The following is a 15,948-nucleotide window of genomic DNA, read 5'->3' as shown; positions in this document are numbered from 1 at the left end:
AAAAAAAAAAATTATGTCAAAGACACAAAATAATGATATCCTTCGTGGAGGTCAATTCTTAGTAAAAGAAACAAAATGCGAAGACGTATTTACTCCTGAAGATTTTTCAGAAGAGCAAACGATGATGAAAGAAGCCGTTATGGAATTTAACGAGCGTGAAATTATTGCACACAAACCTAGATTTGAAGCAAAAGATTATGCGTTAACTGAAGAGGTAATGCGTAAAGCTGGAGAGCTTGGATTTTTAGGTGTGGCAGTTCCTGAAGCCTATGATGGTTTAGGAATGGGTTTTGTTTCAACAGTTTTAACCTGCGATTATATATCTAGTGGTACCGGTTCGTTTAGTACAGCTTTTGGAGCTCATACAGGAATTGGAACTATGCCAATTACTCTATATGGAACCGAAGAACAAAAGAAAAAATATGTCCCTAAATTAGCCACTGGCGAATGGTTTGGAGCATATTGTTTAACAGAACCAGGCGCAGGATCGGATGCAAATTCGGGAAAAACCACTGCCACCCTTTCTGAAGACGGTAAAAGTTATAAAATTAACGGACAAAAAATGTGGATTTCAAATGCAGGCTTCTGTAGTTTGATGATTGTTTTTGCTCGAATAGAAGATGATAAAAACATTACTGGTTTCATTGTAGAATATGATGGAAAAAACCCTAATGGAATTACATTAGGCGAAGAAGAACATAAATTAGGTATTCGCGCCTCTTCTACGCGTCAAGTATTTTTTAACGATACGGTTGTTCCTGTAGAAAACATGTTAGCGGGTCGTGGTGAAGGATTTAAAATTGCCATGAATGCTCTTAACGTGGGTCGTATTAAATTAGCTGCTGCTTGTTTAGACTCTCAAAGACGTATTTTAACAACGGCTGTTCAATATGCTAACGAACGTAAACAATTTAACACGCCAATTGCAGATTTTGGTGCCATTAAATACAAATTAGCTGAAATGGCTGCAAGTGCTTATGCTGGCGAATCGGCAACCTATAGAGCTTCAAAAAACATTGAAGATCGAATTGCACTACGTCAAGCAGCTGGAAATTCGCATCAAGAAGCAGAACTTAAAGGTGTAGAGGAATATGCTATTGAATGTTCCATCTTAAAAGTAGCTGTTTCTGAAGATGTTCAAAATGCTGCGGACGAAGGCATCCAAATTTTTGGTGGTATGGGATTCTCTGAAGAAACGCCAATGGAAGCTGCTTGGAGAGATGCCAGAATTGCACGTATTTACGAAGGAACCAACGAAATTAACAGAATGCTCTCGGTAGGTATGCTTGTTAAAAAAGCTATGAAAGGTCATGTTGATTTATTAGGTCCTGCTCAAAAGGTTCAGGAAGAACTTATGGGAATACCATCTTTTGATACACCAGATTACTCAGAGTTATTTGCTGAAGAAAAAGAAATGGTGGCAAAACTTAAAAAAGTTTTCTTAATGGTTGCAGGAGCTGCTGTTCAAAAGTTTGGTCCAGATTTAGAAGAGCACCAACAGTTATTAATTGCAGCATCAGATATTTTAATTGAAATCTATATGGCAGAATCGGCTATTCTTAGAGCTGAGAAAAATGCTAAACGCTTTGGAGAAGACAAACAAGCTGTACAAATTGCTATGGCTAAGTTATACTTATACAACGCTGTTTCTATAGTAGAGAAAAACGGAAAAGAAAGTATTATCTCTTTTGCTGAAGGCGATGAGCAACGTATGTTATTAATGGGATTAAAACGCTTTGTAAAATATGCAAACTACCCTGATATTGTAGATTTACGTATAGCTATTGCTGAAAAAGTAAAAGCTGAAAATAAATATTGTTTTTAGATTAAGTTTGGTTAGAAGTGAAAAGGTCGTTTTGTACACAAAACGACCTTTTTTTTGTTTTTATCTGAGAAAAACAAGTCGTAAAATTCACATGTGATTATGATTTAATTAACATGGTAAAACCCCTTCTATAGTCATAAATGATTATTATTTTCTGTAATTTTACGAAAAACAAAATAGATGAGAGTTTTTACTATAGTTATATGTTTCATTTTAGGATTTCAATGGCACAGTTACTCGCAAGACATACTTCAAAAAAAATCTACTTTCACGCATCAAGATACCTTAAGAGGAAGCATAACTCCAGAACGTGAATGGTGGGATTTAACTTATTATCACTTGGATATTAAAATAAATCCAGAAAAAAAATCCATTTCAGGAAAAAATACCATTCAATATACCGTACTTAAGCCGTACTCTGTAATGCAAGTAGATTTACAGGCTCCTTTAAAAATAACGAAAGTCACTCAAAATGGAAAAGACTTAGAGGTGAAACATGATGGGAATGCGCATTTTATTACGCTTTTAGAAGAACAGAAAACAGGAAGTGTTCAGTCTGTAGATGTTTATTACGAAGGTATTCCACAAGAAGCACAACGTGCACCTTGGGATGGCGGTTTTACTTGGGCAGAAGATAAAAACCAAATTCCATTTATAGCTACCTCTTGTCAAGGTTTAGGCGCCAGTGTTTGGTGGCCAAATAAAGACCATATGTACGACGAAGTTGATAGTATGTTGATAAGCGTTAATGTTCCAAAAAACCTAACCAATGTATCTAACGGCCGTTTAAGAAGTACCGAAAGGCATAGCGATGGTACCATTACTACTAATTGGTTTGTAAGTAACCCAATAAACAATTATGGCGTCAATGTAAATATTGGTGACTATGTCCATTTTTCTGAAGTTTACGAAGGAGAAAATGGTCCATTAACCATGGATTACTATGTATTGAGAGATAATTTGGTGAGAGCAAAAAATCATTTTAAAGAAGCTCCAAGAATGATGAAGGCATTCGAGCATTGGTTTGGTCCCTATCCTTTTTATGAAGATGGCTATAAACTCGTGGAAGCACCTTATTTAGGCATGGAACATCAAAGTTCTGTAACCTATGGAAACCAATTTAAAAACGGTTATTTAGGAAGAGATGTTTCAAAATCGGGTTGGGGTTTAAAGTTCGATTTTATTATTATTCACGAATCTGGACACGAATGGTTTGCTAATAATATTACCTATAAAGATATTGCAGATATGTGGATACATGAAAGTTTCACTTCCTATTCAGAAAACTTATTTGTGGATTATTATTTTGGAAAAGAGGCAGCATCGGAATATGTTATAGGTATTAGAGATAATATTGTTAACGACAGTCCAATTATTGGTCCATATCATGTAAATAAAGAAGGTTCTGGAGACATGTATTACAAAGGAGCCAATATGTTACACACTTTAAGACAGCTAATTGCTGACGACGAAAAATGGCGTGGTATTTTACGTGGATTAAACAAAACGTTTTATCACCAAACGGTTACAACTGCACAAATTGAGAATTATATAAGTGAACAATCAGGAATAGATTTAGCTCCTTTTTTCAATCAATATTTAAGAGATACTAAAATTCCAACTTTAGAATATATTATAGAAAACAATGAGCTTAAATACCACTGGGTTAACATTGTCGATAAGTTTGCTATGCCGCTTAAAGTTAGTATAGACAATCAAGAACAATGGATCCATCCAACAGCTGAATGGAAAACTATGCCTATGGAAGGAAATGAATTAAAAGTAGACCCAAATTTTTATATAGAAGTTAAAGCTCTTTAAAACATATGGCTATTCAAGAAGTTTATTTTAAAACCGACAAAGAATGGCGTGAATGATTATTTAAAAATCATGATACTGCGAAAGGGGTTTATATTATTTTATACAAAGCAAATCATGCAAATGATAGTATGAGATGGGAAGAAGCCGTAAAAGTAGCTCTGTGTTTTGGCTGGATAGATTCTACCGTAAAGAGTTTAGGCAATGGCAAAAGACGACAATATTTTACTCATAGAAATCCAAAAAGCGCTTGGAGTGCTTTATATAAGAAGCATATAAAAGAGCTTTTAGCTTTAGGCTTGATGCATAAAAGTGGTTTAGACAAAGTTAAGCTAGCCAAACAAAATGGCTGCTGGAGAGCTCTAGACGATGTTGAGAAAGAGATTATTCCTGAAAATTCACAAAAAGCATTTAGTAATAATTCTGAAGCTTATATAAACTATCAAAAACTTTGCTCCTTCCTATAGAAAAAGCTATTTGTATTGGTTATATCAGGTAAAAAAAGAAACAACTAAAAAAATAACGAATAGCTGAAAAAATAAAACTATGTCAAGCAAATATTAAAAGTAGAAGTAACTGGTAATAGTAAGCTGATTTAATATGAAGTTTTTAAGACTATGTTATTCAATACGTTTTAAACCTTCTACATCATTCACTTTAATTCTCTTTCCTGAAGTAGCAATAAGACCTTCTTTTTTAAATTGAGATAAGACTCTAATAGCAGATTCTGTAGCTGTTCCAACCACACTGGCATAATCTTCTCTGGAGAGAATAACATTTAAAAACCCTTCTTTATCTACTCCAAAGCTTGTATGAATATAAATAAGAGCTTCGGCTAAACGTTGCTTTACAGATTTTTGAGCCATGTTTACAATTACATTATCCGATTCTTTTAAATCGTGAGCCATCTGTTTTAGCATATCCATAGAGAAGTCTGAGTTATTTTTTAAATTTGAAAATATCTCATCCTTAGGAATAAAGCAAACCTCCATATTATTTAAAGCTACAGCACTTAAATTAACAGCCTCGTTAACAATTAATGAACGTTGCCCTAATAAATCTCCTTTTACTACTAGCTTTACAATTTGGTCTTTTCCGTTAGCACTTAACTTGGTGAGTTTACAAATTCCGTCTTTTACACAATAGACACCGTTTAGAGATTCGCCTTCTTCAAAGATAACTTCTCCCTTTTTAATAGTTTTAGATGTTTTACAACCAGAGATATTCAACAACTCTTCTTTAGACAAAGATTTTAAAGAACTAAATTCTCTTACTATACACTGTTCGCACTTACTCATACCCTATTTTTAATCTATTGCAAAATTAATCAAAACATGACAAATATCATATCTAAATTCTTAGTATCTTTTCATCTTTGTAACGGGATTTAAAAGAGCAAATTATTTAATATGGAACATAACTTATGTTTCCACTGTGGGGATTCTTGTGGGACTAGCACAATTACCTTTCAAGAGAAATCTTTCTGTTGTAATGGGTGTAAAACCGTGTACGAGATTTTTTCTGAAAACGATTTAACTTGTTATTACGACTTGCAGAGTTCTCCAGGAGCTATTCCTAAAGAAATACAAGGGAAATATGATTTCTTAGATCAACAAAAAATTATAGATAAACTCCTTGAATTTCAAGATGGACACACACAGGTTGTCACGCTTTATATTCCTCATATTCACTGTAGTTCTTGTATTTGGATTTTAGAAAACCTCAATAAATTAAATCCCGGAATCTCATCGTCTCAAGTTAATTTTGGGAAGAAAGAGGTTCGTATTACCTTCAATTCTGATCTCTGCTCTTTAAAAGACGTTGTACTTCTAATTAGCTCTATTGGGTATGAGCCTTATATAAGTTTAGACGATTTTAAAGCTGGAAAAGACAATATAAACAGATCTTTAATTTATAAGCTGGGAGTTGCTGGTTTTGCATTTGGAAATGTCATGTTTTTATCTTTTCCAGAGTATTTTGATGTTGGCGAATTCTGGTTAGAACGCTATAAACATGTTTTCCGGTGGGTTATGTTCGCTTTTTCTGTCCCCGTCATCTTTTATTCAGCTCAAGACTATTTTATTTCGGCCTATAAAGGACTTCGTTCCAAAATTTTAAATATTGATGTACCTATTGCTTTAGGGGCTTCTGTTTTATTTATTAGAAGTACTGTTGAAATTATTTTTGATTATGGATCGGGATTTTTCGATAGCTTGACAGGATTGATATTTTTCCTTTTATTAGGACGATTTTTTCAACAAAAAACGTATTCATTTTTATCTTTTGAACGAGATTATAAATCGTACTTCCCAATTGCCATTACTAAGATATCTGCAGATGGAAAAGAAACTCCTATCCAGGTTTACGATATTGAAAAAGGAGACAGGCTTTTAATTAGAAATGAAGAGTTAATTCCTGTGGATGGCATTTTAATTAATGGAAATGCGTCTATAGATTACAGTTTTGTTACCGGCGAATCTGAAACGGTTTCAAAACAATCTGGCGATAAGCTCTTTGCAGGTGGAAAGCAAACTTCTGGCGTTATAGAAATGGAGGTTTTAAAGTCTGTAGAGCAAAGTTATCTCACGCAACTTTGGAGTAACGATGTTTTTAACAAAAACCGGGAAGATGGTTTTACTACTTTAACCAATACTATTAGTAAACGATTTACATATGCTGTTTTAAGTATTGCATTTATAGCCACAGCGTATTGGCTGTTTGTAGACTCATCAAAAGCAATTAATGTTTTTACAGCCGTTTTAATTATTGCGTGTCCGTGTGCTATTGCTCTAGCTGCACCTTTTACGTTAGGAAATATGTTGCGTATTTTTGGTAAATTAAAGTTTTATGTTAAAAATTCTTCGGTAGTAGAACAATTAGCTCAGATAAACACTATTATTTTCGATAAAACAGGAACTATTACCACGAATCAAAAAAGTAGTGCTACGTATCAGGGAGAAGAATTATCTATCTCTGAAGAAATGCTTTTAAAAAATACACTTCGAGGTTCGAACCATCCGTTAAGTAGATCTTTATATGATATTTTGGATGAACATGATATTGTATCTCTAAATTATTTTGTAGAACATATAGGAAAAGGAATTGAAGCTAGCCACAACAATAATAATATGAGAGTTGGTTCGGCCGTTTTTGTTGGAAACACAAATGATACTAACATCCTATCAACATCTGTACATATTAGTAGTAATAATATTTACAAAGGAAAATATACGTTCCATAATAACTATAGAAAAGGATTGTCTAAGCTTTTTAACACTTTGAAAAAAGATTACGATTTAGTAATTTTATCTGGAGACAACGAAGGAGAGCAAGAAAATCTAAAAAAATTACTACCTTCGAAGACAAAGCTAATTTTCAACCAAAAACCTGACGACAAGTTGGAGTATATTAAATATCATCAATCTGAAGGAGCAAAAGTCCTCATGTTAGGAGACGGTCTTAACGATGCAGGAGCTTTAGCTCAAAGTAATGTTGGAATTTCGGTATCTGAAAATGTGAATGTGTTTTCTCCAGCTTGCGATGCCATTTTGGATGCTTCCAAATTCGATCAGTTATATAAATATATTAAGGCTTCTAAAGGAGCTATTAAAATAATTAAATGGAGTTTCGCTCTATCTTTCTTTTATAATGTTATTGGTTTATATTTTGCAGTTACCGGGCAGTTAGCTCCTGTGATTGCTGCAATTTTAATGCCTTTAAGTTCCATTAGTATTGTAGTATTTACTACTATTGCAACAAATTTATTAGGAAGAAGATTAGAATGATTACAAATAAACAAATATGATAAAAATCATATTTTTAAATCGGCTACAAAAGTATTTTTGAGCCATAAGTTCAGGTAGGTATGAGTGCTATATATATATTATTAAGTATCAGCATTATAGTTGCAATTTTCTTTTTTATTATCTTTATTTTAGCGGTAAGGAGTGGACAATTTGACGATAGTTATACCCCTTCTGTAAGAATGCTTTTTGAAGATGAACTAATAAAAGAACAAACTAAATCAACAAATAAAAAAACCAAAAAAGACTAATTAAACTATTATGGAAGTACAACAATTTTATTACGATAACAAAATCGTTAGAAATTTTCTTTACGCAACCATACTTTGGGGAGTTGTAGGAATGATAGTAGGTTTACTGCTAGCATTTATGTTTTTATTTCCAAATTTAACCGACGGTATTTCCTGGTTAAGTTTTGGGCGTTTAAGACCATTGCATACTAACGCTGTTATTTTTGCCTTTGTAGGAAATGCTATTTTTGCCGGAGTATATTATTCAACTCAGCGTTTACTTAAAGCTAGAATGTATAGCGATGCGTTAAGTAAATTAAACTTTTGGGGTTGGCAACTAATTATTGTTGCAGCTGCTATTACACTTCCGTTAGGTTATTCAACCTCTAAAGAATATGCCGAACTAGAATGGCCTATAGATATTGCTATTGCTATTGTTTGGGTTGCTTTTGGTGCTAACTTAATTGGTACCATGATTAAAAGAAGACAACGCCATTTATACGTAGCCCTTTGGTTTTACTTAGCTACGTTTGTTACGGTAGCAGTTCTTCATATATTTAATAGTTTAGAACTTCCTGTAAGTGGATTTAAAAGTTATTCTGTTTATGCCGGAGTTCAAGATGCTCTAGTACAATGGTGGTACGGGCACAATGCTGTGGCATTTTTCTTAACCACACCGTTTTTAGGTCTTATGTATTATTTTGTACCTAAGGCTGCTAATAGACCAGTTTACTCATATAGACTGTCTATTATACATTTCTGGTCCTTGATTTTTATTTATATTTGGGCTGGACCTCACCATTTATTATATTCTGCATTACCAGAATGGGCTCAAAACTTAGGTGTTGCCTTTTCAGTTATGTTATTAATGCCTTCTTGGGGAGGGATGATCAACGGATTATTAACTCTTCGTGGCGCCTGGGATAAAGTACGTACAGATCCTGTTTTAAAATTCATGGTAGTAGCTATTACTGGATACGGGATGGCAACTTTTGAAGGTCCAATGCTTTCTCTTAAAAACGTAAACGCAATTGGTCACTTTACAGATTGGATTATTGCACACGTTCACGTAGGGGCTTTAGCTTGGAACGGATTTTTAGCCTTTGGTATGATATATTGGTTAGTACCAAGATTAGTTAAATCGAAATTATTCTCTACAGGTCTTGCTAACTTCCACTTCTGGATTGGTACCTTAGGAATTATAATGTATGCTTTACCACTATATGTTGCTGGATTTACTCAAGCGAGTATGTGGAAGCAATTTAACCCAGATGGAACTTTAGTATATGGTAACTTTTTAGAAACTGTTACTGAAATTATGCCAATGTATTGGATGCGTGCTATTGGTGGAACTTTATATTTAACAGGAATGTTAGTATTAGTTTATAACGTTATTCAAACAATAAGACAAGGTTCTGCAGTTACCGATGAGTTAGCTGAAGCACCTGCTTTACAACGCGTTTCAAAAAGACGTATTGCTGGAGAAGGATGGCATACTTGGTTAGAACGTAAGCCTATTAAACTTACTATTTTTGCAACTATTGCCATCTTAATTGGGGGAATTGTTCAAATTGTACCAACCATCATGGTAAAATCCAATATTCCAACTATTAGTAGTGTAAAACCATATACACCCTTAGAATTGGAAGGAAGAGACATTTACATTCGCGAAGGTTGTGTTGGATGTCACTCGCAAATGGTTAGACCATTTAGAAGTGAAGTAGAACGTTATGGAGAATACTCTAAAGCCGGGGAATATGTATACGATCATCCATTCTTATGGGGGTCTAAACGTACTGGTCCAGATTTACACCGTATAGGTGGAAAGTACTCTGATAACTGGCACTTAAATCATATGTACGATCCTCAGAGCACCTCTTCTGGTTCTATTATGCCTGCATATCAATGGTTAATTAAAAACGAGTTAGATAAGTCGAACACAGAAACCAAGTTGAGAACTATGGTTAAATTAGGGGTTCCTTATACTGAAGAAGATATAGCAAATGCACAAGAGCATATGTTAGAGCAAGGAACACAAATTGAGAAAAACTTATATTCTGATCCAGATTTTGCAGAATCTTATGAAGCGGATAAAGCAGCTGGAGGAGAAGACTTTATTGAAATGCGTAATCGTGAAATTGTAGCTGTTATTGCTTATTTACAACGTTTAGGAACCGATATTAAAGTTCAAGATCTAGACGAAAATGCATCAACCAATATAAACTAAGAAATCATGTTAAAATTCGCAAAAAATTATATGGATAGTATAGCGGGAATTGAAATTTTCCCTATCATTTCCTTACTGATATTTTTCACCTTCTTTGTAGGTTTATTTTACTGGGTTTTTACAGCCAAAAAAGAATACATCAAAGAAGTAAGCGACATGCCATTAGATAACCAAAAAGACCAAATATTATGAGACAATCAATCCCATCATGGGTAAGGGTACCCGTTTTATTCTTTATTATTTTTGCGCTAGTAGAATACTTCGTAAATTCAGGTAGAATGCCTGCTTTTGTAGAGTATCCTATGGTTCTACTGTTTTATGTTTTTGTTCTTTTTGTTTTAGTAGCCATAGAAGCTATAGTTAATTCTTTAGGTAACATTCTTTATCAGAGTTTAGATGATGAAGCTAAAGCTATATACGACGCTAAAAAGCCACAAACTTCTAAATGGATAACCAAAATTCAATCTCTTTACAAAAAATCTTTAGGTTCTAAGCCAATGGCCGAAGAACACGAAATTGTATTAGATCATAATTACGATGGTATAAAAGAGCTCGATAACGATCTTCCACCATGGTGGTTATATGGATTTTATGCGTCAATAGTTTTTGCGGTTATTTATTTAGTTAGATTTGAAGTATTTGACGGATATACGCAATACGACGAGTTAGAAACCGAATACGCCGAAGCCAAAATAGCCATAGAAGAATACAAAAAAACAGCTAAAGATTTAGTGGATTTTAATACGGTTGAAGTTTTAACAAGTGCCTCCGACTTAAGTAATGGAAAAGCAATTTACGAAGTCAATTGTGTTGCTTGTCATATGGCCGATGGTGGCGGTGGAATAGGGCCAAACCTAGCCGATGAACATTGGATTCTGGGTGGAGGAATAAGCCATATATTTAAAACTATCTCTGAAGGGGGCCGTGCCGGTAAAGGTATGGTTGCCTGGAAACAAAGTTTAAAACCATCAGAAATTGCTCAAGTAGCAAGTTATGTTCTACAATTTCAAGGTACTACTCCTGCAAAACCAAAAGAAGCAGAGGGTGATATCTGGACAGAATAAATTATTTACATCATTTAAATCAAGAATTAAGGCCACATCTTCCAACCATATGTCTTAATTCTTGATGCTTAATATAAAGTTATGGAAACTCCAGACAACGAAGCATTTAGAGACACCTTAGGCACATTAACTGAAGACGGAAAGCGCGCCTGGGTATATCCTAAAAAACCAAGTGGAAGATTTTATGAATATCGCAAAATAGTTAGCTATGTTCTCTTACTTTTTTTAATTGCTGCTCCATTTATTAAAATTAATGGCAATCAATTTTTATTATTCAATATTTTAGAGCGACGCTTTAATATATTTGGATTTCCATTTTGGCCCCAAGATTTTCATCTCTTTGTAATCTCCATGATTATCGGAGTTATTTTTATTGCCCTATTTACAGTAAGTTTTGGAAGAATATTTTGCGGGTGGATCTGTCCTCAAACCATTTTTATGGAAATGGTTTTCCGTAGAATAGAATATTGGATTGATGGCGATAGAAATAAACAACGTCGTCTAGACAACCAACCATGGAATGCCGAAAAAATAAGAAAGCGCAGTCTAAAATGGTTTATTTTTATACTCATTTCTTTTTTCATTGCTAATATATTTTTAGCCTATTTAATTGGAAGCGACAAACTAATACAATACGTAATAGATGGGCCATTAGAGCATACTGGAACACTTTTTCCTCTAATTATTTTTACTGCTATTTTCTACTTTGTATTCTCTTGGTTTAGAGAACAAGTATGTATTATTGCTTGCCCTTATGGTAGACTACAAGGAGTGCTTTTAGACAACAAATCTATTATTGTTGCCTACGACCATAAACGTGGTGAAGGCGAAAACGGTAGAAAGAAATTTAGAAAAGGAGAAGACAGAGAAGCTCTTGGTCATGGAGATTGTATTGATTGTTTTCAATGTGTAAATGTTTGTCCAACAGGAATAGATATTAGAAACGGGACCCAATTAGAATGTGTAAACTGTACCGCTTGTATTGATGAGTGCGATCATATTATGGAGAGCATTAATCTACCTAAAGGATTAATTAGGTATGCAAGTGAAGATGAAATTGAAAAGAAAGAAAAATTTAAAGTTACTGCCAGAATGAAAGGCTATATCGCTGTTCTTTTGGTGTTAACTGGTGTTCTATTTGGAATGTTATCTTTGAGAAACGATATTGAAGCACGTGTATTACGACTGCCAGGACAGTTATATGAACATAAGGAAGGAGATATAATTAGTAATGTATTTACATACAAACTAATAAACAAAACTACAAGACCTGTTGATAATATAAACTTCAAACTAAAAAAATATAAAGGTGAAATAAAATTGGTTTCAAATTCGGACACATTTGTTGTTCCAGAACAAGGAATGGCCGAGGGTACTTTATTTATTGAAATAGATAAAAATAACCTAGACGGAGATAAGAACAAACTTACCATTGAAGTTTACAGTGGCAACGAATTAATTGAAACCACTACAGTTAACTTTTTAGCGCCTAGAAGTTATAATTAAAAATTGTAGGCAGTGTAAGTTTTCAATAAACAGTACACGTCGTGGATAATGAAAACCTTCAAGAACCTAAAACGCTTGTAGGTTTTTAAAAAAATTAAGTTTAATTAAAAGAGATTCTCACTTTCGTGGGAAATGATTATGAAAATAAATTGGGGAACAGGTATTGTAATTGCTATGATTGGTTTTATTAGCTTTATCATGTATTTTATTATAAAAGTAAATACAGATAGTACATACGATCATGACTTAGTAGTCGAGGAATATTATAAAGCTGAATTAGGCTTTCAAGATGAAATAGATAGAGAAAAAAACTCTAGAAATCTAGTTAAAAATGTGAGTTCTACAAAAACAGAGGATGGTCTGCTAATAACATTTCCTGATAATTTAGATACTCAAGACATTACTGGAACCGTATTTTTATACAGAACATCCAATAAAAAATTAGATTTCGAATTACCTATTTCAATTAGCAATAATACCATGCTTATAGAGAATAAGGTTTTACTGGAAGGCAGATGGAATCTTAAAGTAGATTGGAAATATCAAGATAATGCCTATTTGTATAAAAAGGAGATTATGTATTAAGTCTCATGTAGACTATAGAATAACCCGTTTTTAAAACTTTACTTATATCATGCTTTGGTCTGCCCTTGTATTAGGATTATTAGGAAGTTTCCACTGTGTAGGTATGTGTGGGCCAATTGCCTTTATGTTGCCTGTAGACAGAAGTAATTCGGTTAAGAAAATAGCTCAAATTTCCACCTATCATTTTGGAAGGTTATTAGCTTACAGTATTATAGGACTTGTATTTGGACTTGTTGGTAAGAGTTTATATTTATTTGGTTTTCAACAACAATTATCCATTGCTATTGGAGTTTTAATGATTGTAGTTATTCTAACACCTACAAGAATATTTAATAAATACAATTTCTCAAAACCCATTTATAAACTCATTTCTAAAGTAAAGTCTGGTTTAGGACAAGCTTTAAAGAAGAAGTCTGCAGACACCTTTTTAACTATTGGTTTTTTAAATGGTTTTTTACCTTGTGGTTTGGTTTATATGGCCGTTTTTGCATCTCTAGCATCCACAAGTGCTTTACAAGGCAGTTTGTATATGTTTTTATTTGGTTTAGGAACTGTTCCTTTAATGACCACTGCCATTTATCTGGGGAAATTTCTAAATGCCAATATCAAACAACGTATTCAAAAAGCTGTTCCCATTTTTGTAGTTATTATAGGTCTTTTATTTATAGTACGTGGTTTAGGTCTAGGAATTCCTTACCTCTCCCCTGCTCCTGTTGTTGAAATGGTTGAAGGTGAGATTGATTGCGATTAATTAAATTAGAATAGCTATAAAAGCAAAAAGTCAACAAAAAAACTCTTCTTTGTTAACTTACCGCTCTGAAGATTATTTCAAATCTATCCTTATATAAAAACATTTGAAGAAAAAATAACCTTCACATAAACCATCTATTTAAAATAAGATATAGGAGACATTCATATAAAAATTACGACCTTGTCTAGGAATATTATTCCAATCTGCATAAGTAGAATAATTAGTGTCTAAAATGTTTTCAATACCATATTTAAAGACCATTTTATTATTTTTTATATAGAACACGTTTCCTAAGTTTAGGTTTAAAACAGCATAGGATGCCGTTTCATTTTCTCCATAAAAACTACTGTAATTTGATTGATTTCCATTTCCATTTATTTGTAAAGCTGCATTAAAAAGATCTCTGGTGTAATTAACCTCAGCTAAATAAGAAAATGGTTTTATAAAAGGAAGGTTTTCTTTATTACTACCTTTCCCATAATTATACCCCACGGTTCCGTTTACTGAAAAGGCATCTGAAATCTTATAAGAAGAATTCACATAAAAATCAAAGATATTAGCATGGCGTAACGAAGAATAAACTTTAACGCCATCGGCACCAATAGTCATAGGACTTATGGATTCATCCAGCTCACCAATAATATAATCCGTGAGATAAAAATATGATGTTTCAAAGCCTATTTTAAAATTATTTATATAATAATTAGCTGCTATATTGGCTTCTAAAGACTTTTCATTTTTCATAGTTGGATTACCTATATAATCGTAATTATCGAAACTATTAAATAAGAAGAAGCCATAACCTTCACTTACAGATGGCGCTCTTTCGCCATAACCTAAACCAAAAGTGGCATCGTAATTGTCTTTCTTTACCTTATATTCTGCAGATAAACTCATCAGCATTCTACTCTTAGAATCGGTTAAATCTGGATAAAATATTTGCAAACTTTCTAAGCCAGATTCTTCGGCAATTATATTATTGTGATAGCCCAGACGTGCAGATGCTGATATGGTTTTCTCATCTGTTAATGCAAAAGCATCTTTTATATAAACTCCGGTATATAAGGTTCTAATATCTGGCCAAGTGTACATAAACATAGCTGGTTGATTTGGATTGTTTGGATACATAGTCATTTCGGCTAAAGAGCGGTTATAAAACCCGTTTAAATTAATTAACAAGTTGTGTTTACTCTCTGTTAAAGTAGCTTTTGTATAAAACCCATAGGTATCGCTCCAACCTGGCATATCCATTCTAATTGGTACATCTGGACGTTTAGAATCGTCCATAATATGTGTAATGGTATTAAAGTATAGTTTTGATTCCCAAGATTTAATTCTGGTAGAATCGTTTTTATAGGTATGTGTTAAAGAGGTTATTAAAGCTTCGGCTAAGGAAACATCCATTGGCAATGCTGGATAACCAACATCTGTAGCTTTATCGTAGATAACATCTGCATCTAAAGTATGTTTTTCGGTAAGTTTATAACCTCCTTTTAAAGAGATATTATATTTTTGAAATTGAGAATAAAGCACCTCTTCATTTCCTCCAGCATCGTAATTATCCGATTTTCTAAAAATTCCATCTCCATTTATATAAAACTTATTCCCAACGTATTCTGCATTCAATCCAGCAGTTTTATAATTTCCGTTAGTTTCATAACCCAAATCGATTCCAGATTTAAATCCGGAGCCATTAAACTTAGATTTAGGACGTTTTAAATCGATTCCTCCACCAACACAGTGCCCATTTTCGGTTCCTTCTTGACCAGACCCAATACTTACTTTTTCAAGATTAGATACGTCTACATAAGAGGTAATTGGATCCATTTTATCCGTGCATGCACCAAAAATCTGCATGCCATCTATAGTTACGCTTAAACGTTGGCTGTCCATATTGTTTAAAGATGGTTCCCAGGCATAGTTTCCTCGTTTAATCATGGTTACTTTATTCGATTTCTCTAAGTAATCGTCTATACTAGATAAGGTTTTTTCTTGTCTGTAATTACTTAATTTGCGTTCGCCAATAAGAATAACTTCTTCTAATTGGGTGGTATCTTTGTCGACGGTTGCCTCCAGTTCTTGTGCAAATGTTAGCGCAGTAAAGAGGAAACCAAATCCAAATAATATATATTTTATCAT

At 33.4% G+C, this 15,948-nt stretch carries 13 protein-coding genes; 11 read left to right on the top strand and 2 right to left on the bottom strand.

All coding sequences use genetic code 11. From position 1 onward, the window contains the following. The first annotated feature begins 13 nt into the window (after positions 1 to 13). The 3 genes from OS188_RS04925 (at position 14) to OS188_RS14780 (ending at position 4,110) form a co-directional block, all read left to right on the top strand. Positions 14 to 1,825, top strand: coding sequence for an acyl-CoA dehydrogenase FadE (locus OS188_RS04925; RefSeq protein ID WP_267147713.1), 1,812 nt, complete (start codon positions 14 to 16; stop codon positions 1,823 to 1,825). A gap of 180 nt (positions 1,826 to 2,005) precedes the next feature. Beyond that, positions 2,006 to 3,646 (top strand): M1 family metallopeptidase, encoded by a 1,641-nt coding sequence (locus tag OS188_RS04920; RefSeq protein ID WP_267147712.1) that lies wholly within the window; start codon positions 2,006 to 2,008, stop codon positions 3,644 to 3,646. Positions 3,647 to 3,738: 92 nt separating this feature from the next. Beyond that, positions 3,739 to 4,110, top strand: coding sequence for a YdeI/OmpD-associated family protein (locus OS188_RS14780; RefSeq protein ID WP_524499772.1), 372 nt, complete (start codon positions 3,739 to 3,741; stop codon positions 4,108 to 4,110). A gap of 153 nt (positions 4,111 to 4,263) precedes the next feature. On the opposite strand, the gene OS188_RS04910 is transcribed toward OS188_RS14780, so the two are convergent. Further along, the gene (locus OS188_RS04910; protein ID WP_267147711.1) at positions 4,264 to 4,941 is read right to left on the bottom strand and encodes a Crp/Fnr family transcriptional regulator; all 678 of its coding nucleotides are present in this window, start codon (positions 4,939 to 4,941) and stop codon (positions 4,264 to 4,266) included. 111 nt (positions 4,942 to 5,052) lie between these two features. On the opposite strand from OS188_RS04910, the gene OS188_RS04905 reads away from it, so the two are divergent. The 8 genes from OS188_RS04905 (at position 5,053) to OS188_RS04870 (ending at position 13,809) form a co-directional block, all read left to right on the top strand. Beyond that, the gene (locus tag OS188_RS04905) at positions 5,053 to 7,428 is read left to right on the top strand and encodes a heavy metal translocating P-type ATPase (protein ID WP_267147710.1); all 2,376 of its coding nucleotides are present in this window, start codon (positions 5,053 to 5,055) and stop codon (positions 7,426 to 7,428) included. Between the two features lie 80 nt (positions 7,429 to 7,508). Beyond that, entirely contained in the window at positions 7,509 to 7,697 is a 189-nt protein-coding gene (gene ccoS / locus OS188_RS04900) for a cbb3-type cytochrome oxidase assembly protein CcoS (RefSeq protein ID WP_267147709.1), read from the top strand. A gap of 10 nt (positions 7,698 to 7,707) precedes the next feature. Further along, the gene (gene ccoN / locus OS188_RS04895) at positions 7,708 to 9,903 is read left to right on the top strand and encodes a cytochrome-c oxidase, cbb3-type subunit I (RefSeq protein ID WP_267147708.1); all 2,196 of its coding nucleotides are present in this window, start codon (positions 7,708 to 7,710) and stop codon (positions 9,901 to 9,903) included. A gap of 6 nt (positions 9,904 to 9,909) precedes the next feature. Next, positions 9,910 to 10,095, top strand: a complete 186-nt coding sequence (locus tag OS188_RS04890) for a CcoQ/FixQ family Cbb3-type cytochrome c oxidase assembly chaperone (RefSeq protein WP_267147707.1) — start codon at positions 9,910 to 9,912, stop codon at positions 10,093 to 10,095. Next, the gene (locus OS188_RS04885) at positions 10,092 to 10,967 is read left to right on the top strand and encodes a cbb3-type cytochrome c oxidase N-terminal domain-containing protein (RefSeq protein ID WP_267147706.1); all 876 of its coding nucleotides are present in this window, start codon (positions 10,092 to 10,094) and stop codon (positions 10,965 to 10,967) included. The genes OS188_RS04890 and OS188_RS04885 overlap by 4 nt, the downstream gene beginning before the upstream one ends. A gap of 81 nt (positions 10,968 to 11,048) precedes the next feature. After that, entirely contained in the window at positions 11,049 to 12,473 is a 1,425-nt protein-coding gene (gene ccoG / locus OS188_RS04880; protein WP_267147705.1) for a cytochrome c oxidase accessory protein CcoG, read from the top strand. Positions 12,474 to 12,611: 138 nt separating this feature from the next. Beyond that, positions 12,612 to 13,058 (top strand): FixH family protein, encoded by a 447-nt coding sequence (locus OS188_RS04875; RefSeq protein WP_267147704.1) that lies wholly within the window; start codon positions 12,612 to 12,614, stop codon positions 13,056 to 13,058. A gap of 49 nt (positions 13,059 to 13,107) precedes the next feature. Further along, positions 13,108 to 13,809 (top strand): sulfite exporter TauE/SafE family protein, encoded by a 702-nt coding sequence (locus OS188_RS04870; RefSeq protein ID WP_267147703.1) that lies wholly within the window; start codon positions 13,108 to 13,110, stop codon positions 13,807 to 13,809. A 138-nt stretch (positions 13,810 to 13,947) separates the two neighbouring features. Here OS188_RS04870 and OS188_RS04865 read toward each other — a convergent pair whose 3' ends face one another. Further along, on the bottom strand, positions 13,948 to 15,948 hold the full coding sequence (locus OS188_RS04865) for a TonB-dependent receptor plug domain-containing protein (protein ID WP_267147702.1): 2,001 nt from the start codon (positions 15,946 to 15,948) through the stop codon (positions 13,948 to 13,950).

It is taken from the genome of Xanthomarina sp. F1114 (genome assembly GCF_026410255.1).
In the GTDB taxonomy this organism is placed as follows: Bacteria; Bacteroidota; Bacteroidia; order Flavobacteriales; family Flavobacteriaceae; genus Xanthomarina.
This window is presented reverse-complemented; position numbering and strand designations above follow the sequence as displayed.

Bases quoted from the DNA above. Each gene is read 5' to 3' on its own strand.
- ccoN (WP_267147708.1), top strand. From the start codon at position 7,708: ATGGAAGTACAACAATTTTATTACGATAACAAAATCGTTAGAAATTTT.
- OS188_RS04910 (WP_267147711.1), bottom strand. From the start codon at position 4,941: ATGAGTAAGTGCGAACAGTGTATAGTAAGAGAATTTAGTTCTTTAAAA.
- OS188_RS04905 (WP_267147710.1), top strand. From the start codon at position 5,053: ATGGAACATAACTTATGTTTCCACTGTGGGGATTCTTGTGGGACTAGC.
- OS188_RS04865 (WP_267147702.1), bottom strand. From the start codon at position 15,948: ATGATAAAATATATATTATTTGGATTTGGTTTCCTCTTTACTGCGCTA.
- OS188_RS04920 (WP_267147712.1), top strand. From the start codon at position 2,006: ATGAGAGTTTTTACTATAGTTATATGTTTCATTTTAGGATTTCAATGG.
- OS188_RS04870 (WP_267147703.1), top strand. From the start codon at position 13,108: ATGCTTTGGTCTGCCCTTGTATTAGGATTATTAGGAAGTTTCCACTGT.
- ccoG (WP_267147705.1), top strand. From the start codon at position 11,049: ATGGAAACTCCAGACAACGAAGCATTTAGAGACACCTTAGGCACATTA.
- OS188_RS04925 (WP_267147713.1), top strand. From the start codon at position 14: ATGTCAAAGACACAAAATAATGATATCCTTCGTGGAGGTCAATTCTTA.
- OS188_RS04890 (WP_267147707.1), top strand. From the start codon at position 9,910: ATGTTAAAATTCGCAAAAAATTATATGGATAGTATAGCGGGAATTGAA.
- OS188_RS04875 (WP_267147704.1), top strand. From the start codon at position 12,612: ATGAAAATAAATTGGGGAACAGGTATTGTAATTGCTATGATTGGTTTT.
- ccoS (WP_267147709.1), top strand. From the start codon at position 7,509: ATGAGTGCTATATATATATTATTAAGTATCAGCATTATAGTTGCAATT.
- OS188_RS04885 (WP_267147706.1), top strand. From the start codon at position 10,092: ATGAGACAATCAATCCCATCATGGGTAAGGGTACCCGTTTTATTCTTT.